Here is a 17640-nt window from a genome sequence, read left to right as displayed (position 1 = left end):
ATCAAGAAGAAAAAAAGAAGATATCAAACAATAATCAGCTATAAACGTCAATAAATATACGTAAAAACTTCTTATTCCAAATATCAACAACATATCAACGACTCTTTCTCACCACAAGCTCCATCCTAAGTTCGTGTACTTTTCTTTTTTGACTTTCCGTGTAGTACAATCCCTCCTCTTCCAATCCTAACTTTTAACCCTTCACACTTCCAAGCGTCAGCCCTTCTATGAAATACCTCTGGAAGATCAGAAAAACAACTATTGGTACCAACGCAGCAAGGTTTGCTCCAGCAGCTATCACATTCCAGCTCGTGACCCACTGTCCTTGGAGAGTTGTCAAACCAAGGGTTACTGGTTTTAAACTATCACTCTGTATGAGAACCAGCGACCAGAGATAATCGTTCCATATCCAGGTGAACTCAAGGATACCAAGAGCGGCCAGGGCCGGCAGTATCAATGGCATCATGATCTTTCTGTAGATCAAGAAGTCACCGGCTCCATCGATTTTCGCTGCTTCAAAAAGACTTCTTGGTATGGTAACCATGAAATTTCTCAGGAAAAAAGTACAAAAACCAGTCTGAAATGCAATATGAAAGAGTATTACCCCCCAGTAAGTATCGTAAAGTCCTGTCCTAACTGAAAATCTGTAAACGGGTATCATCAACATTTGGAAAGGTATCAGCATTCCAGAAACGAACATTATCAAAAGAGGTTTTTTCAACTTGAAGTTATACCAGGATAACGCAAAAGCACTTAAACTGGATACAAACAATGCTCCTAACACGGACAAACTCGTTATTATAAATGTATTGATGAAGTACCTCTTCATATTGGCTTCTCTCCAGGCTATAACATAATTTTCAAAAGTTGGTTTCTTCGGAGGTTCCCACCATCTTATTCCCAATATAACCTCATCCATTGTTTTAAGCGATGTGAATATCGATATAATGAAGGGAAGCATCCACATAATTACCAGAACAACAGACAGGGAATAAAAAATAATGGCTTTCAACACTTTCTTTCTGTTCATATGGATTCTTCCTCCCTTTTTAGCGTATAGAAAAGGTACACAATGATGAAACCAAGCGTTATAAGGAACTGTATCACAGCAATGGCAGATCCATAACCCATTCGATAGTTATGGAATGATTGGATGTACATGTAGTTTGCCAGAACACTGGATGAATAGAAAGGTCCTCCGCGAGTCATAACGTAGACAATGTCAAATGCTCTCAGAGAATCTATAATATTCACCGTTATGGCTATTACCATAGCTGGTCTAAGAGCGGGTAGAATCACATACCAGAATCTCTGACATGCATTGGCACCATCGACGTACGCTGCTTCGACTAATTCAGTAGAAACATTCTTCAAACCGGCAAGGAAAAGTACCATAGCGTAGGCGATCTGCCTCCACAGTGCAGCCATTATAAGGGCATATGTTACAATTTTCGGGTCACTCAACCAGGGTTTCGCGAGACTACCAAGACCTATGGCTCTTAAAAACTCATTCAAAACACCACTTCTAGGTTCAAGAATCCATGACCATATTTGTCCTATGACGACAAAAGACAAAGTCATTGGAAGATATATGAGGGTTTTAAAAATTTTGTTTCCAGGAAATTTTTGGTCCAAGAGCATCGCCATTCCCAATCCTGCAGGAATGGCGACAATAACAAAAAACACAAGCCATTTTATGTTGTTTTTAAGGGAAAGCCAGAAGTAAGGATCAGAGAAAAGTCTGGTGTAGTTCTTCCACCCTATAAAATCAAATTTTGTGCTGACTCCATCCCAATTTGTGAAACTCAAAATTATTGTCTGCGCTATGGGAGAAATCACCCAGATAAAATAAAGCGTCAATGGAACAGCCAAGAAGACATACGGGACCCACCATCTCTTTGTCAACACAGGGATATTCCTCCTTTGTGGACACATTTTGTCGGGAGAAGAAGAGGGAGGCGGACCGCCTCCCCGGAATTATTTCCCAAAAATCCTCTGTCTTTCTCTTTCAAGATTTTCGAGAATTTGATCGAGTCTTTCAGGATAAATCATGAATTCAACAAAGCCGTTCATACCAGCTGTTGCCATTTCTGGATTTGTATCTCTGTCGTAGAACTGGGCGACGCCATCAGATTCGAGTATCATCTTCAATCCCTTTGCTGCATGTTCGTCTGCTGGTTCTACATTCTTGTTTGCTGCAAGTCTCCCGAGTTTTTTAGCAAAGTATTCCTGAACTTCCTTTTCAGCAATGAACTTGAGGAACACTTTGGCACCTTCCTTGTTCTTAGCTCTTGCTGGTATCATGAATCCATCTATTGGTGTTTCTTCGTAAAGGCCTATCTCCGGCTTTATTATGGGGAATCTGAAGAAGTCCAGATCATCTTTTACAGATTCAGGAGCAACATCTTTTATGAACTGTCCTATAAGATACATTCCTGCTTCTCCTCTGAAGAGGAATGCGGCTGCTTCCTGCCAGGTATAGGAGGAATGGTTCTCAAGGAAGAAACCTTTTTCGACCAATTCCTTCCAGTATTGGAAAACTTCTTTGACTCTTGGATCAGTATATGGAATTTCCCCAGCGGTAAGCTTCATATGGAAGTCCAGCCCATTTACCCTGAGATCGAGATAGTCAAACCATCCCGCTGCTGGCCAGAGGTATTTGGTTCCGATGGTTATTGGAGTTATTCCATTTTCCTTCAGGGTCTCACAAACCTTTATGAACTCTTCCCAAGTTTTTGGAGGAGTTATACCGTACTTTTCGAAGACAGACTTCCTATAATAAACACCCCACCAGTACCAACTCTGAGGAACAAAATAGATCCTTCCATCATACTCACAGGCACTTCTGAAAGAAGTCGGGAAATAATCTTCAAAATTTTTGGGAGCAAAGATATCATCCACAGGTTCGAGAAGTCCTTTGCTAGCAAAATACCTCATTCTTTCACCAGCGAACCACGTAACGACATCGGGAGCCTCATCAGAATTCAACCAGGTTCTGAGAAGAGTTTTGAAATCTTCGTGTGGGAACGTGTTCACTACTACGTCATATTCCGGGTATTTTTCCTCAAACATCTTCACTAACTCCGCAAAAACGATCCTTGGTGCTGGATCAGAAATGTAGGAGTTCACGACAATCTTTTCTTTGGCAACAGCGAAAACGCTCAGGATAACAAGTACCAGAACCATCCAAAATCGGAATTTCATAGTACCACCCTCCCCAACAAAAGATTGGTATTACCATGTAAATGATACCGTGAACGTTCACAGAGGATCAAGGAAAGAAAAACCGAGAATTTTGATTCTAAACGCTCATAAATGAATATATTTGTCTCTAACGACCAGAAATCAACAATATCAACTACTCTCTCTCACAACGAGTTCCACGTCGAGTATCACACGCTTTCTCTTCTTTCTTCTTCCCTTCATCCTCTGAAGAAGCATCCTGAACGCCTCAAAGCCCATCTCGAACTTCTTTATCCTTACCGTCGTCAGAGGAGGACACACAAAGGAGGAATAGACGATATCATCGTAGCCAACCACAGCAACGTCTTCTGGAATCCTGTATCCGTGCTCTTTCAGCGCCTTCATAGCACCGAAGGCAAGAAGATCGTTATAGCAGAAAACCGCATCGAAATGAAGCCCCTTTTCGATCGCTTCGTTCATCGCCTGATAACCGCTTTCTATGTCGATGTCCGTCACGATCACCATCTCTTCTTTGAATGGAATACCATGTTCCTTCAACGCCTTCTTGTACCCTTCAAGTCGCATGTAAGCAGCGGACTTAAAAAGGTATCCACTGATCATCAGTATGTTTCTTCTTCCACGATCGATGAGGTGTTTTGTTGCCAGATATCCTCCTTTCACCTCATCACTGTGGATCTCATCCACTTCCAGCCCTTCAAAGTGCCTTCCTACCACGACGAAGGGAACTTTTCTTTCTATCAAAAACTCTATATCGTCCGATCTGTCCTGAACTGGTGTTATGAGAAGGCCGTCGACTCTTCGCTGAAGGAGAACATCGATCGCTTTTTCTTCGTTTTCGTAGATTCTCTCTGTGTTCATGAGGATGATCTGATAGCCATATTTCCTGGAAGCAACTTCGATTCCCTTGAGCACCTCTGCATAGAAGGGATTGGCGCTGTCTGCTATGATGACCCCCACAATGTTCGTGCGTTTGCTTCTCAAAGACGAAGCAGTTGCGTTTTTCACGTATCCAAGTTCTCTGGCTATCTCCAGTATTCTCTTTTTGGTCTCTTCGCTTATGTCCGGTTTGTTGTTGAGCGCTCTTGAAACTGTGTTTATCGAAACTCCCGCCTTTTCTGCTATGTCTCTGATCGTTACATACTTTTTCTTCATGCTATTTCCTCCCATTCACTCCTCCCTGAACAGATAGAAATCATCTATGAATCCCCAATCACCCGCTTTTCCTTTGACAGAAACGGTGACTTTTATTTTCCCCGTTTCGACCTTTATGTTCCTTATCTCAGGATTTTTCCACTCAAGCCATCCGGTCGTTTCAACCGTCGTTGTTTTTTCACCCTCTCCGAAATCACTCACCTTCAGGACAATTTTCACGCCGCTTCCACCCTGGGTCCAGAATCCCACCCTGTACACACCATCTGGAAGTTCCACTTCCTGTGACAACTCGAATTCAAAGGCCTCGTCGAGCCAGAAGTTCACCGCGTACTCTCCCTGGTGTGCGTTACTTGGAGGATCGGCCTTCACCACCTTTACCGCTTTTCTGTTGCCGGATACCTCCCAGGGAGAAAACTCACCCGTTTCGAATCCAGAGTTTTTCAGGTAGTTTCTGCTTCCCTTCACGGTCAAAGTTGCGAAGATCTTCTGGTCTATACCTTCCACGTATCCTTCCACTCTGTAGACACCGGGTGTTTCAACAAGAGAAGGATCAAAATCCCATGTAACTTTCAGGGATCTGATAGAATCATCGCTGAACAGCACTTTCACAGCATCCGGGAACTTCGGGACTTCTCCCAGGTTGGTTGAGATCTCCACGGGGAAGATGTCCCTGATTTCGATCTTCACAGGGGTGGCCGTCTTCACCAGTCTGAAGACATCCAAAGATGGAAGGGCGTTTCCATTGAAATCGAACATGGCCTGATTCTCCCACGGATTTCCTTCACCGGTTTTCCAGCCTGCTCCTTTCACAGGAATCCAGTCTCCTTCCCAGTAAAAGATCCCAAGCCCATGGCCGTTGGGAACACTGTTCACCACTTCTATGAGATCCCTCAAAAACGTTGCCTGACCCTGAACCGTCGCTCTGTAACCACCTGTGAGTTCCATCTCTTCACCACTGAAGATGTTGGGATAACCGTCTCCGTCTTCGAGTGTCCAGGCGTACGCCGTTTCAACGACAAGCACGTCTTTATCATATCTTTTAGCTATATCGTACAGGTTGTTCTTCAGGTCCTCCAGCGTGCCATGCCAGTACGGATAGTACGATACACCGATCACATCGAAATCCACACCTCTTCTTGTGATCTCATCGAAGAACCACCTGAAGAGTGAGTTGTTTCCACCTTCAGCCAGATGTATTACTACCTTGATATCGGGATCGACTTCTCTGACAGCCCTGATGGCCGCCTTCAAAAGTTTTGTGAAGCCATCGAATCCTCCTGCATCCTTTCCGGCGATCATTCCGTCTGGCCAGAGAAAGCCGTTGTTCACCTCGTTTCCCACCTGGACCATGTCCGGCAGTGCACCGTTTCTTCTCATATGATTCAGCACGAGTTTCGTGTAGGAATACACCGCCCTTTCCAGAAGTTCTTCATGAAGGTGATCCCACTCTTTTGGTTTGTACTGCTTGCCGGGATCTGCCCACCAGTCGCTGTAGTGAAAGTCAAGAAGAACCTTCATTCCGTACTTTTTGGCCCTCTTTGCGATCTCTGTCATCTTCAGATAGTCGCAGTTCCCTCCACCGAGCGGGTTTCCGTTTTCATCCCTTGGATCGTTCCACACCCTCAGTCTGATCCAGTTTATCCCGTGATCCTTCAGTATCTGGAAAAGATCTTTCTCCACACCACCATCGAAGAACTTCCCACCGAGCCGCTCTATCTCGTAGAGCATGGAAACGTCCATCCCGAATATGAAATCCTCACGAAGATCCTTCACCGGATTGATCATCAATCCGAACGCCAGGGAGGAGAACATGACCATCAAAAGCACTCCTTTCACCATACCAGCCTCCTTCATTCTTTCACCGCTCCCCTCGTGAGACCACTCACCAGATACCTCTGGAGTGAGAGGAAGAGTATCACCATCGGAGTCATTCCAAGGAGCGCGGCCGCAGTGAAGAGTCCCCACTCCGTCTCGTAGGGCCCTGTTGCAAACGCCTGAAGCCCGAGAGCATAGGTGTAGTGACGCACGTTTTGAAGAATGATCCTTGCCACCACGTACTCGTTGAACGTTCCAATGAAGACCAGGAGAAACACGACCGTGAGGATCGGTCTTGCAAGCGGAATGATGATCCTGTAGAAACTCTGAAAGCGCGTTGCTCCATCGACGATCGCCGCTTCTTCAAGCGAGGTGGGTATCGTGTCATAGAATCCCTTTATCAAGTACATGTTGTAGGCGATGTTGGTGAGGTACGCGAAGATCAGACCACCGAGCGTATCGATTCCGATGAAGGGAATGTACTTTCCCATGAAGTTCAAAAGATCGTATATGGCGATCATGAAGATCACACCGGGGAACATCTGTATCAGAAGGAGTGCCATGATTCCGTAACGCCTTCCAAGGAATCTCATCCTGCTGAAGGGATAGGCCGCTATCGCACACACGGTCGTTGTGATGAAAGCAACGATCAGAGATACGATCACGGAGTTGAGCACCCAGAGCCAGAAATAGTGTTTTGTCTTCTGTTTCCATATCTGGTCTATTCTGAAAAGCTCTTTGTCGATGTTTCTCAGATCGCCCTTCAAATCGGAAAACGGGACCAGATCCATTAAGATACCCGCACGTCTTGAGGCAACAGACATGTTCGCCCTGACCTTGCTGACAAAGTCCATCTTCACGATATCGTACATTCTGTTCAGTATGCCAGAAGACACGTACACTCCCTGGGCCGAAAGAGACAGAAGGTCTTCATAGGATCTCTCAAGATCACTCAGTGAGAGTCTCATCTCTTCAAGGATCGATTTGAGGTTTTCGGGGAAGGTGTCGAACTTGCTGGCGAAATCTCTGTATTCTTCTATCCATCTCATCCCTCTGACAACTTTTGATATTCTGCTGTAGAGTTCGTCCTTTTCCCAGTAAGAGTTCATGAAATCTCGAAGTGTCTTCAAAACAGAGGAGTATCTGAGAAGATCTGTCTTTCCGAAAGATTTCACCCTCTCAAGAGTGGAAATAGAGCGTTGAAGGTCGTATTTGAACACTTTCAGACTGAGGATTCTTTGGGGTTCAAGAAGTCTTTTATGAATTTCTGATATGCTTTGCTGGTATTCGGAGAGTTTTTCAGAGAGACTTTTTTCCTGGAGTCTCAGATCCTCCAGACGTTTGTTGAGGACGTTCAGAATCACTATTTTGTCCTTTATGCTGGTAAGGGTTTCAGAGGTTTCCTTCAGGATCCTGACGAGTCTTGGTTGGATTTCTTCGTAGATCTTGATCAGATCGGAGTAGAGAAGACGACTTTTCAGCTCTTCGTTTCCTTCAGATAGTTTTTCGAGTTCTCCTTTCAAAGTCGCAAGTGATCTTCTCAGATTCTCGTATTCAACAAGAGAATCCATCTCGCTCAAGAGGTTGTCGATCGTGAGAGTCATATTAGAAACGTTCTGTAAGAAACTGCTGTCGTCCACAGGGAACAGGCTACTGGCAGTTGTCTGTTTTATTCTCTCTTTCAGTTCGTTGAGATCGGAAAGAGATGCCTTTATTCTCTCCAGTTCCGGTGTAATGTCCTTTTCTATGATGAGGTTGGCCTCCATTATGTCGTCCTGGAGATTCTGATACTGCTGCTGAAGTGAAAGTATCTCCTCTCTGACTGCGTTCAATTCTTTCTGTGTTTTTTCGAGAAGTTCGTCGTATCCATCTGCCAGTTTTTCGTAACTTGTCCTGAGGATCTCGAGCGCCTGTTCGTAGCCTTCTCTTGTACTGGCATCCACACCTGTTGTCTTCTTCAGATCCTCTTCGAGTGCTCTGTGGACTTTCGAGTTGAACCTCTCTTTCGATAGAACAAGGTAAAGGGCCGCTTTACTCTCATCTGAATCGTCCAGTTCTGGTGTCTGGATCGATGAAACAAGTTCCTGAAGGTTTTCTATCACACTGTTTTTGATCTCATCCGAATGATCGTTCAGGAACGCTTCAATCCTCTTGAAAGAGTCTTCGGCACTCTTCAGTCTGTTTTCTGTTTCTGTCAGATATGAAGCTACTTTCTCGATGGACCGTTTCACCGCGTCTTTCAGTTCATCCTCGGACCATGTATCGTAGGGTTTTACCCTGGAGACCATCGCCTGAAGATCCTGGATCAGGAAGGGAAGATTCTTCTCGGGTGCCACAAGGTCTCTGTAGTGTTGAAGCGTCAGTCTGGACGAGAACAGTTTCGAAGAGAACGCCGCCTCGTCCCTTCTGAGGGATGTGGTCACAACCCAGACGACTGGGAAGAGAATCACCGCCACTATGATGATGAGAAAGATGTGAGTGAGCACGTTTCCCCTTTTCTGCACCATCATCTACTCACCTCTTCGAAAGCTCCGGACAGTTTGAAGTTCACGAAACTGATCCCACCAACGAGGAAGAAGATGAGTATAGAGATCGCACTCGCAAAACCAAAATCCTGTCCCTGGCCACCCTCGAACGCCAGTTTGTAAACGTAAGAGATCAAGATGTCAGTGTATCCTGTAGGAGTGGTCGAGTTCGGGATCGGAGGGCCTCCTCCTGTGATCAGATAGATGATCGTGAAGTTGTTAAAACTGAAAGCAAAACTGCTGACAAGAAGTGGTGCGATGATGGTCATGAGAAGTGGAAAGGTGATATGAACGAACCTTCTGAACCTTCCTGCACCGTCTATCGCCGCCACTTCGTAGAGTTCAGGTGGAATACTCTGAAGGGCACCGAGTGATATGGTCATCATGTAGGGGAACGTGAGCCAGACATTGACGAGAAGCACTCCCACACGGGCCCAGAAGGGATCGTTGAACCACTTCACCGGATCGAGTCCGAGCAGAGGTAACAGGAACTTGTTGATCACACCGTAGGTTTCGTTCAAAAGTCCGTTTCTCCAGACTAGAGCCGAAATGAAAACCGGTATGGCCCATGGTATGATCAGAAGCGTTCTGTAGAGATTCCTTCCTCTGAGCCTTGGGTTGTTCAGAACGAGAGCAAACGGAAGACCAACGGCAAGCGACAGTACCACACTCAGAACGGCCCACACGAAGGTCCACAGGAAGATCCTGAAGAAGGGTCCTGACACTTTCGGATCTTTCACGATCCTCAAAAAATTCTTCCATCCCACGAAATCTATGAATCCAACCAGGAACGTTTCGTTCCCATTTTCGTCCACATCGTAGAAGGCTCCTTCTTTCTCGATCACTTCTCTTCCTGTGAGATTGTTCACCACGGTGGTCTTTATCTTCATCTTTCCGCCATCATAGACCTCTTTGTAAGCCAGCCTGTAAAGCCTCTCCACATGCATGAATCTCCATTCACCATCGGGAGCAATTCTCAGGGCCAGTTTTTTTCCATCTGGAAGCACATACTCTGCGTTCACCAGGTGATTCTGTGCTATTCTGCTTTTGAAGTAGGGAGCGTTCAGTCTCAGTATCTCGTCGTCTGGGGAGTAGAAACTCTTGTAAGTCGTGTCGTTTCGAACCACAAGGTTTATCTCCGAAAGGTCAGCCGGCCAGGGAACGATTCTGAAGGTGTCACCGTTCAGTGAAACTGTCTCATCGGTAACAGGAATCAGATTGAACTGACTCAGGAGCACCTCCTGGCCTCGTGCGACAACGGGTCTGGGTTTTTCACCGAGATAGATGGTATCGCTTATCCTGAACAGTATGACGAAATCCTCTGTCGGAGAGAGTCCATCGTAGACCACAAAGACCTTATAGGACACAGGCGTTGAATCCACCACGTAGGAAAAGTTCGGATCGTAAAGGAGCCTTTCGATGGCCTCCTGTCTTGACATAAAATGACCAGTTCCGTAATTGGTGAAGGCCACCTTGAAGGTGAAGTATATGGGATAGAGAACAAGAACGAAGAGCAAAGCAAGAGCGGGAATAACGTATCTGTAAGGGTACCCTTTCGGATTGATTATGAAGAAATCTATCAGAAACAGCAGGGAAAAAAGCACGATGGAAAGTTCATAGTATTCGTTCTGAAAGAGAAACACTCCTGCCCAGAAGAAGGCCACGTTCAAGAGTGCAAGAAGAAACCACAGAAGCAGTTTGATTATGTTCTTCACCTTTTTCCCTCCCTGAGTATGTGAAAGGGGCTGGGAGAACCCAGCCCCTGAAAATCCACCGTTACTGTATCTGGGCCTTGATTCTCTCGACAGCGTTCTTCAAAGCTTCTTCAACCGTTGCCTTTCCATTCACAACAAGGTTGAGAGCGTCGTTCATGGCAGCCCACACAGCGGCCATCTGTGGCACGTTGGGCATAGGAATTCCGTTGGCGGCGCTCTGTGTGAATCCAACCACGTCGGGATTGTCTTTTACGAGTTCAAGGACGTCTTTCCTTGCAGGAAGCCTGGGGTCAGCGAGGTAAATTCTGTACATGGTTTCTTTTCTGGCAATGAAACTCGTCAGGAACTCGATGGCGAGGAGTTTGTTCGGAGATTTTGCGTTCACCATGAAGCCCTGTACTCCAACGAAGGGTCTTGCGGGAACACCAGGTTCCAGATCGGGAATTGGAGAAACACCGTAGTCTATTCCTGCATCTTTGTAAGCCTTCACAGCCCAGGGACCGTTGATGATCATGGCTGCCTGGCCTTCTCTGAACATGGAGTCCATGATCTGGTAGTTATCGCTGGGATCGAGTATTCCCTCGTCGACCATTCTCTTCAGGAGCTTCACTCCCTTTATGGCTCCCTCATTGGCAAGTCCAATATCATTGACGTCGAGACCTTTTTCGGTCTGTTTGAAGACATAGCCACCGTAACCGAATATGAACGGAGCGATGTAGTAGAACTCAGCCGCGGATGTGATGAAACCACGCACTTCTCCTCCAAATTCTTCATCGATCTGCTTTGCGATCTCTATGAGTTCGTCCATGGTTTTTGGAGGCTCGGGAACGTAGTCTTTGTTGTAGATGAGCGCAATCGCTTCCATGGCGTAGGGAACACCGTAGAGTTTTCCACCGTAGGAGAAGGCATTGAGGGCTGTTTCGTAGAAGTTTTTCAGATCAGCAAAATTCGGTATGGGTTCTATCAAACCGTTCACTGCGAGTTCTCCAACCCAGTCGTGTGCACCAACGATGATGTCGGCTCCCTGTCCTTCCGGTGCGGCCGTGAGGAACTTGGACTTGATGTCCTGGAAGTTCACGTACTGAACCTCAACTTCTACACCGTACTTTGCCTTGAACTCTTCTCCGAGTTTCTGAAGGATGTCAACCTGTTTTTCGGAGCACCATATGGTGAGTTTTGGCTGGGCGAGGACAACAAGAGAAACAACAAGTAAAGCGATCACCAGAAACTTTTTCATACCACCTTCACCTCCCTGAGTGGGTTATCCACAGGAATGATACCATACGTAAACGTTACCGTGAAAGTTGTCGCAATGTCAAGTCCTATTTCAAGGAGATTTTTCAGATTATTTCCAGATAATCAGGCGAGAAAGTTCTTATTTGGTGATAATCGTTCATTTCCACGTTTGATACAAAATCAATTTCGACAAAATTTGTCTAAAAATAGATTCGAAATGTCTCTCTGTACAGTTTTTATTTCTACTAATTAGGTTGACATTACATGCTTCGAAGTTTTAAAATTACATCTGTATTGTTCTTGTGAAAACTTTCTCTTTTCGATCGAGGAGGTGTAAAGTGTGAGCGTTTTCCTCACGAGTTTGATTCTGTGGCTTGTGATCACCGGATTTTCTTACTCGGAGCTGATCGTCGGAATCGCTGTTTCACTGATAGTATCACTGGTTTTTCGCAGGTTTCACGGTATCAGATTCGATCTCAAACTTCCCCTGAGAATCGTCCGATATCTTGTGATGTTTCTTCCTGTGTTCATCGTTGAAATGGTGAAGGCGAATATCGATGTTGCCTTCAGGGTCCTGAATCCCCACCTTCCACTCAGGCCGGGTTTTGTTTCGGTGAGAACGAATCTGAAGAAGAATGCATCCCGTCTGTTTCTGGCAAACAGCATAACCCTCACTCCGGGAACGCTGAGCCTTGACCTTAAGGGTGATGAGATCTTCGTCCACTGGATCGATGTTAAGGATCTCAAAGAAAAAGAAAAATACGTATCGCAGAAGTTCGAAAAACCCCTCAGGGAGGTGTTCGAATGACCCTGATCTTCTTCGTCCTGGTGAGTGCGGGAGTGGTTCTCTCTTTCATCAGAATCATCGCAGGTCCCACCTCTTCCGACAGGGTAGCGGCACTCGACACGATGAACGTGATGCTCACCGGTCTCATAGTCGTTCTCGCGTACAGTTTCGATAGAGGTATCTATCTGGATATAGCCCTTGTGTATGCGCTTCTTTCTTTTCTTGAAACGATCATAGTGTCCCGGTATCTGGAGGGGAGAAAATGAACGGGATAATCGGAGAAATACTGATATTAATCGGTGCCTTTTTCTATTTTCTTGGAGGACTTGGTGTTCTCAGGATGCCGGACGTGTACAACAGACTCCAGGCAGGAACAAAAGCCACCACACTGGGAACCTTTTCCACCGTGCTTGGAGTTGGTATTGCAAAACCGGAGTTTCTGTTGAAGGCTGTTGTCATCGTTTTTTTCATAGCACTCACAAACCCGGTGGGAAGTTCTGTCCTGGCACGGGCTTCCTATCTGTCTGGTGTAAAGCCATGTGACTGCACGGTTGTCGACGAATACAGGGGTGGTGATGGTGAATGAACCTGTTGATTTTGCTGGCCGGAGGGATGATGCTGATAGCAGCATTTTTTGCGGTGGAAGCAAAAAAGTTGCTGGACAGTGTTATAGCGCTGTCGTCTCTCAGCCTCCTGTCTGTGTTCCTCTTCATTGTCATGAGGGCCCCTGACGTTGCAATAACGGAAGCATCCGTTGGTGCTGGGCTCACCACAGCAGTACTTCTCATAACGCTCTTCAAAATGAGGGGAGATGATGAAGAATGAGAAGAGTTTTTGCCGCACTGATATCGATACTTCTGGTCTACATGATGGTATCTTTCCTCGCCGTGCTCGAGCCTTACGGAAAGGTAGATCTCTCCAGGAGGGTTTCAGTTCACTATCTGGCAAAAGATGTAAACGAGGTCGAGCCTGCAGAATGGATCGAAGGGAAAGTTCAGGTACCATCCGAAAGGAAAATTTACGGTGAAAGCAATCTGGAAGACGGCAGTGCCAACGTTGTAACATCGATCGTTGTCAATTACAGATCCTTCGATACCCTCGGCGAAGTAACCGTTCTTCTTGCCGCAGCCATCGGTATAGGGCTTGTCCTTCGCGGAACGAAGAGAATGAAATACGGAAGAAATCCCAACTTCATTCTCAGGGTGAGCACCGGAATACTTCTTCCCCTGATACTGATGTTTGGAACCTATGTGTTCATACACGGACATCTCTCACCGGGCGGAGGATTCCCCGGAGGAACTATCCTTGCAGCAGGTGTTCTTCTTCTTTACCTTTCAAACGAGGAATTCTCCCTGAAAGAAAAAGTAGCCAAATTTCTTGAGGGATCCATGGGAAGTCTCTACGTGATATTGGGCCTTGCTGGCCTGGTCACCGGTGGGGCGTTTCTTTACAACTTTCTCTCGAACGGGAGAGTAGGAGATCTCTTCAGTGCCGGTGTTGTTCCCATCGTCTACATCGTCATAGGTCTCAAGGTCGGATCGGAACTCTCCGGTGTCATCTCGGAGATACATCGAGAAGGAGAGTGATTCGAAATGGTGTACATGATATCCATTATCCTGATGGGTGTGGGAGTCTATGGCCTTCTCACACAGAAAAATTTATTCAAACACCTTGTGTCCCTCACGATCATCGACACAGCCGTGAACATCTTCATCATCGCACTGGGTTACACCGGTGGAGAAGCACCCATATACACAGAGAAATTTTCCTACTTTTCTTTCAATTTCGTTGACCCACTGCCACAGGCACTCGTTCTCACAGCCATCGTCATAGGTGTAGGGGTCCTCGCCCTTGGAGCATCCCTTCTTGTTCGAATCAAAGAGAAACACTCTTCAATCGACATAGAGGACATGAAAGGAGTGAAAGAATGATCAGCCTGCTCGTGGCCATCCCACTCCTCGCCGCGTTCCTTTCACTCTTTTTGAAGAAGATATCCGGAGTTCTTTTCTTTCTGTCGGCCCTTGTCAACCTGACGATTATCTTCATGGAGCGCTTCCCGAACGCTGTAAGTATACATCCCATGGGAAACTGGAAACCTCCCTTCGGTATAAACCTTGTTCTGGACAACGCGAGTTTCTACGCGGTGCTGATAATAAACCTGATCTTTTTTCTTGTTTCTCTGTTACCTGAGACGACAAAGAAAAACTATGAAACTTCCCTCATGTTGCTCATGGCAGCCACAAACGGATTTGTGCTGACAGGGGATCTCTTCAACTCGTTTGTTTTCATGGAAATAATCACCATAACAGCTGTCACGATAGCCTCGAAGAGAGAAAATTTCTACAACGCCTACAAATACCTGATCCTCGGTGGTGTTGCGGGTTCACTCTATCTTCTCGCAACGATCTTCGTTTACGGCACTGCCGGGAGTTTGAACATGGCACACGTTGCCATGGTGGGCCTTTCAAGTGGATCTCTTGTGGCTGTGACCACACTCTACACGATCGGACTCGGCGTGGAGGCAAAACTCTTTCCGTTGAACGGCTGGGTTTCTGGTGTTTACGGTGGAAACGAACTTGCACCGGTGGTTCTTGGAACCTCCGTTTCCTTTGCAGCACTGTACATGGTTGGAAGACTCTTTGGCACGGTGTTTCAGGGTAGCGGAGCGGAGGTTCTGTACACGCTGTCTCTGATCACGATTCTGGCTGGAGAATTCGCCGCACTCAGGCAGACCAGTCTTTTGAAGACCTTCGCCTACTCCAGTGTTGCCCAAGCAGGAATTGTGATAGCGATGATATCGAAGGGAACGGAAACTTCCATGAATCTCGCCTATTTCCATCTGACGAACGATGTGGTAGCAAAGTTTGTCATCTTCCTCGTTGCGGGCTTTCTTGTCTACAACTACGAAGATCTGAACGGTATCTTCAAAAAACACAGGGTGCTGGGTGTCTCTTTCAGCATGGCAACCTTCTCTCTGGTAGGATTTCCACTGTTTGCGGGCTTTCAGAGCAAAATCAGGATCATCATGGAGACGTTTTCATCAAACGATCTTCTCTTGCCCGCCGTTTTACTTTTGGCCACGGCAATCGAGGTTGGTTATGTGATCAGATGGAACGTGAAACTGTGGTTCGGTGAGGAAACACAGGAGGACAAAACACCCGCACCTTTTACCGTGGGACTTTTTGCAATGATACTTGCCGCTTTTCTTGTCTTTGTTTTTGTAAAGCCTGAAGTTGCGCTTTCCGGAACACAAAAGATGGCAGAAGCCCTCATCGACACAGAAGGTTACATCAAGGGCGTTCTCTTCTCAACCAGGGGAGGGATGTGACGTGACAGCGAGCCTCATCACCCTGATGGTACTGTCCGTTGTGGTGTACTTCATCTCAAAAATGAACTGGAAGTTAGGAACCATCGTGAACTTCCTTGTCGGTCTTTTTTCGATGTTCTACGTCTTCACTTTGAAAATTGGATTTTCAGAGACGATCGTACTGTTCGGTCAAAAGCTGTACTTTGAGTGGACAGACGTTTCTTTTTACTTCTCGATGGTCAGTCTCATGGTGATAGTTGCCATCATGTTCTTTTCGATCAGATGGCTTGAGACTCAAAGATACCGCGCGGCCTTCAACATGTTCGTGCTCATGGTAACGGCAGGATCGCTTGGTGTGTTCATGGCAGCCGATCTGATCACACTCTACATCTTCTGGGAAATAGCGGTTCTGTCCTCTTTGCTCGTTGTTCCCATGGGAAAAGAAGAAGCAAAAAGAGCAGCGGTTGTTTACGCCGTCATGAGTGCTGTGGGAACGTACGCTTTTCTTTACGGGGCGTTCCTCATATACCAGAGATACGGGACGTTCAGGATATCATCCGTGGTTCAGAGTATGGTGAATGACACATCAACTGGTTTCAAACTGGCCGTGTTTTTGCTACTGTCTCTGGCTGGCATCGCAAAGAGTGGAATATTCCCGTTGCATACGTGGATAAGGAAGACTTATGCTCTTTCCCCTGATGCGTTCTCTTCTATCCTCTCTGGACAGCTTTCAAAACTGGGTAACTACATCTTCACCCTCGTCATCGCTGTCGTGCCCTCTTTGAAGGTCTTCTCAGACCTGATCGTTTACTCGAATGTTCCTCTACCAAACTACCTTCTCATCACCTTAGGAAACATCTCCATCGTCATCGGAACTCTCATGGCGATAAAGCAGGATGACATGAAGATGCTCATGGCTTTTTCTTCGGTTGCAAACGGTGGTTACATACTGGTAGGTCTTGGCACGATGGATCCACTGGGCTTCGAAGGAGGAATGTTCCACATCTTCAACCACGCCGTTGCTTCTGCGGTTATATTCATGGCCTTCGCTGCCGTCATCTACAGAACAAAAACCTCGAAAATAAGCGAAATGGGTGGATTGATCCATAAGATGCCTATCACTTTTCTTGCGTATCTTTTCTCCATAATTTCCCTTGCCGGAATTCCTCCGATGAGTGGCTTCATCTCGAAGTGGATGATCTACCAGGCACTGGTCAGAAAGGGTATGTTCATAACCGCTTTCTTGGCATTCTTTGGATCGATAGGATCTTTCCTATACGTCTTCAGGCCACTTGCAGGGGTATTCCTCGGTCAACTTCCAAAAAAATACAGAGAGGTCAGAGAAGCACCTGTTGTGATGCTTGTTCCGATGGCACTTCTTGTTCTCGTCAGTTTCTTTCTCGGTGTGTGGCCGTTTCCGGTGCTCCAGACAATCGAAAACATCAGAATGGATCTGGGTGTAGCCACCTCGTTCAAAATAGTGGATCGGGAAAACTGGCTCATAAGAGGTTTTGCTGGAAGCTGGAACACGGTTCTTGTGTTCTCGCTGTTTCTCACCGGGTTCGTTGTGGCGTACATCCTGTACTCCCTCTTCCCAAGAGCCAGAAAGGTCGACCTCATGGCACCTCACAGAGAAGAAGGAACTCCTCTCAACGTCTACACGGGAGGCGAATTCATATACAGCCCGGATCTCTACCACTACAACACGAACTTCTACGCCGGCTTTGAAAGGATGTACAGAAATCATCCATCCTGGGAAGGCATCACCAGTGCGATCGGAAAACTCTTCCACGACATCGGGGAATGGTTTCACAGATGGTTCTTTGCGTCCTCTGCTTCCGTTTACACCTTCTGGGTTGTTGCAACCTTACTTCTCATATTCTGGGTGAGGTGGTGAGA

Annotated in this window: 16 protein-coding genes; 8 read left to right on the top strand and 8 right to left on the bottom strand. The window is 46.4% G+C overall.

The features are described 5' to 3' along the window. Positions 1-193 precede the first annotated feature (193 nt). The 8 genes from CTN_RS06875 to malE all read right to left on the bottom strand — a co-directional run bounded on the left by CTN_RS06875 (position 194) and on the right by malE (position 11648). Entirely contained in the window at positions 194-1030 is an 837-nt protein-coding gene (locus CTN_RS06875) for a carbohydrate ABC transporter permease (RefSeq protein ID WP_015919844.1), read from the bottom strand. Next, positions 1027-1908 (bottom strand): carbohydrate ABC transporter permease, encoded by an 882-nt coding sequence (locus tag CTN_RS06870; RefSeq protein ID WP_231556063.1) that lies wholly within the window; start codon positions 1906-1908, stop codon positions 1027-1029. The genes CTN_RS06875 and CTN_RS06870 overlap by 4 nt, the downstream gene beginning before the upstream one ends. A gap of 69 nt (positions 1909-1977) precedes the next feature. Further along, positions 1978-3186 (bottom strand): ABC transporter substrate-binding protein, encoded by a 1209-nt coding sequence (locus CTN_RS06865; RefSeq protein ID WP_255347891.1) that lies wholly within the window; start codon positions 3184-3186, stop codon positions 1978-1980. Positions 3187-3354: 168 nt separating this feature from the next. Continuing rightward, positions 3355-4356 carry a LacI family DNA-binding transcriptional regulator gene (locus CTN_RS06860; protein ID WP_038067791.1) on the bottom strand — a complete coding sequence of 334 codons (1002 nt, stop codon included), beginning with the start codon at positions 4354-4356 and terminating at the stop codon, positions 3355-3357. Positions 4357-4371: 15 nt separating this feature from the next. Then, positions 4372-6210: a glycosyl hydrolase 53 family protein gene (locus tag CTN_RS06855; protein ID WP_015919840.1), complete on the bottom strand. Its 1839-nt coding sequence runs from the start codon at positions 6208-6210 to the stop codon at positions 4372-4374. Further along, positions 6207-8678, bottom strand: coding sequence for a sugar ABC transporter permease (locus tag CTN_RS06850; RefSeq protein WP_029683046.1), 2472 nt, complete (start codon positions 8676-8678; stop codon positions 6207-6209). The genes CTN_RS06855 and CTN_RS06850 overlap by 4 nt, the downstream gene beginning before the upstream one ends. Further along, the gene (locus tag CTN_RS06845; protein WP_015919838.1) at positions 8678-10411 is read right to left on the bottom strand and encodes a DUF4896 domain-containing protein; all 1734 of its coding nucleotides are present in this window, start codon (positions 10409-10411) and stop codon (positions 8678-8680) included. The genes CTN_RS06850 and CTN_RS06845 overlap by 1 nt, the downstream gene beginning before the upstream one ends. Positions 10412-10472: 61 nt before the next feature. Beyond that, positions 10473-11648 carry a maltose/maltodextrin ABC transporter substrate-binding protein MalE gene (gene malE / locus CTN_RS06840; protein WP_015919837.1) on the bottom strand — a complete coding sequence of 392 codons (1176 nt, stop codon included), beginning with the start codon at positions 11646-11648 and terminating at the stop codon, positions 10473-10475. Between the two features lie 339 nt (positions 11649-11987). Here malE and CTN_RS06835 point away from each other — a divergent pair, with 339 nt between their 5' ends. The 8 genes from CTN_RS06835 to CTN_RS06800 are packed head-to-tail and all read left to right on the top strand — an operon-like array spanning position 11988 to position 17638. After that, positions 11988-12455 (top strand): Na+/H+ antiporter subunit E, encoded by a 468-nt coding sequence (locus CTN_RS06835; protein ID WP_015919836.1) that lies wholly within the window; start codon positions 11988-11990, stop codon positions 12453-12455. Next, positions 12452-12700, top strand: a complete 249-nt coding sequence (locus tag CTN_RS06830; protein WP_015919835.1) for a cation:proton antiporter — start codon at positions 12452-12454, stop codon at positions 12698-12700. The genes CTN_RS06835 and CTN_RS06830 overlap by 4 nt, the downstream gene beginning before the upstream one ends. Continuing rightward, entirely contained in the window at positions 12697-13020 is a 324-nt protein-coding gene (gene mnhG / locus CTN_RS06825) for a monovalent cation/H(+) antiporter subunit G (RefSeq protein WP_015919834.1), read from the top strand. The genes CTN_RS06830 and mnhG overlap by 4 nt, the downstream gene beginning before the upstream one ends. Next, a complete protein-coding gene (locus CTN_RS06820) occupies positions 13017-13259 on the top strand; it encodes a Na(+)/H(+) antiporter subunit B (RefSeq protein ID WP_015919833.1) in 243 nt (80 codons plus the stop codon). The genes mnhG and CTN_RS06820 overlap by 4 nt, the downstream gene beginning before the upstream one ends. Continuing rightward, positions 13256-14020, top strand: a complete 765-nt coding sequence (locus CTN_RS06815) for a Na(+)/H(+) antiporter subunit B (RefSeq protein WP_015919832.1) — start codon at positions 13256-13258, stop codon at positions 14018-14020. Before CTN_RS06820 ends, CTN_RS06815 begins: the two co-directional genes overlap by 4 nt. Before the next feature lie 6 nt (positions 14021-14026). Then, positions 14027-14365, top strand: coding sequence for a sodium:proton antiporter (locus CTN_RS06810; protein WP_015919831.1), 339 nt, complete (start codon positions 14027-14029; stop codon positions 14363-14365). Beyond that, on the top strand, positions 14362-15762 hold the full coding sequence (locus CTN_RS06805; RefSeq protein ID WP_015919830.1) for a complex I subunit 5 family protein: 1401 nt from the start codon (positions 14362-14364) through the stop codon (positions 15760-15762). The genes CTN_RS06810 and CTN_RS06805 overlap by 4 nt, the downstream gene beginning before the upstream one ends. A 1-nt stretch (position 15763) precedes the next feature. After that, positions 15764-17638 carry a proton-conducting transporter transmembrane domain-containing protein gene (locus CTN_RS06800; protein ID WP_015919829.1) on the top strand — a complete coding sequence of 625 codons (1875 nt, stop codon included), beginning with the start codon at positions 15764-15766 and terminating at the stop codon, positions 17636-17638. The last annotated feature ends 2 nt before the right edge of the window (positions 17639-17640 follow it).

Source organism: Thermotoga neapolitana DSM 4359, from assembly GCF_000018945.1.
GTDB lineage: Bacteria > Thermotogota > Thermotogae > Thermotogales > Thermotogaceae > Thermotoga > Thermotoga neapolitana.
This window is presented reverse-complemented; position numbering and strand designations above follow the sequence as displayed.

What these genes read in the sequence shown, in the direction of transcription:
- CTN_RS06875 (WP_015919844.1), bottom strand. Translation starts at nt 1,030, where the DNA reads ATGAACAGAAAGAAAGTGTTGAAAGCCATTATTTTTTATTCCCTGTCT.
- CTN_RS06865 (WP_255347891.1), bottom strand. Translation starts at nt 3,186, where the DNA reads ATGGTTCTGGTACTTGTTATCCTGAGCGTTTTCGCTGTTGCCAAAGAA.
- CTN_RS06860 (WP_038067791.1), bottom strand. Translation starts at nt 4,356, where the DNA reads ATGAAGAAAAAGTATGTAACGATCAGAGACATAGCAGAAAAGGCGGGA.
- CTN_RS06855 (WP_015919840.1), bottom strand. Translation starts at nt 6,210, where the DNA reads ATGAAGGAGGCTGGTATGGTGAAAGGAGTGCTTTTGATGGTCATGTTC.
- CTN_RS06850 (WP_029683046.1), bottom strand. Translation starts at nt 8,678, where the DNA reads ATGGTGCAGAAAAGGGGAAACGTGCTCACTCACATCTTTCTCATCATC.
- malE (WP_015919837.1), bottom strand. Translation starts at nt 11,648, where the DNA reads ATGAAAAAGTTTCTGGTGATCGCTTTACTTGTTGTTTCTCTTGTTGTC.
- CTN_RS06830 (WP_015919835.1), top strand. Translation starts at nt 12,452, where the DNA reads ATGACCCTGATCTTCTTCGTCCTGGTGAGTGCGGGAGTGGTTCTCTCT.
- mnhG (WP_015919834.1), top strand. Translation starts at nt 12,697, where the DNA reads ATGAACGGGATAATCGGAGAAATACTGATATTAATCGGTGCCTTTTTC.
- CTN_RS06820 (WP_015919833.1), top strand. Translation starts at nt 13,017, where the DNA reads ATGAACCTGTTGATTTTGCTGGCCGGAGGGATGATGCTGATAGCAGCA.
- CTN_RS06815 (WP_015919832.1), top strand. Translation starts at nt 13,256, where the DNA reads ATGAGAAGAGTTTTTGCCGCACTGATATCGATACTTCTGGTCTACATG.
- CTN_RS06810 (WP_015919831.1), top strand. Translation starts at nt 14,027, where the DNA reads ATGGTGTACATGATATCCATTATCCTGATGGGTGTGGGAGTCTATGGC.
- CTN_RS06805 (WP_015919830.1), top strand. Translation starts at nt 14,362, where the DNA reads ATGATCAGCCTGCTCGTGGCCATCCCACTCCTCGCCGCGTTCCTTTCA.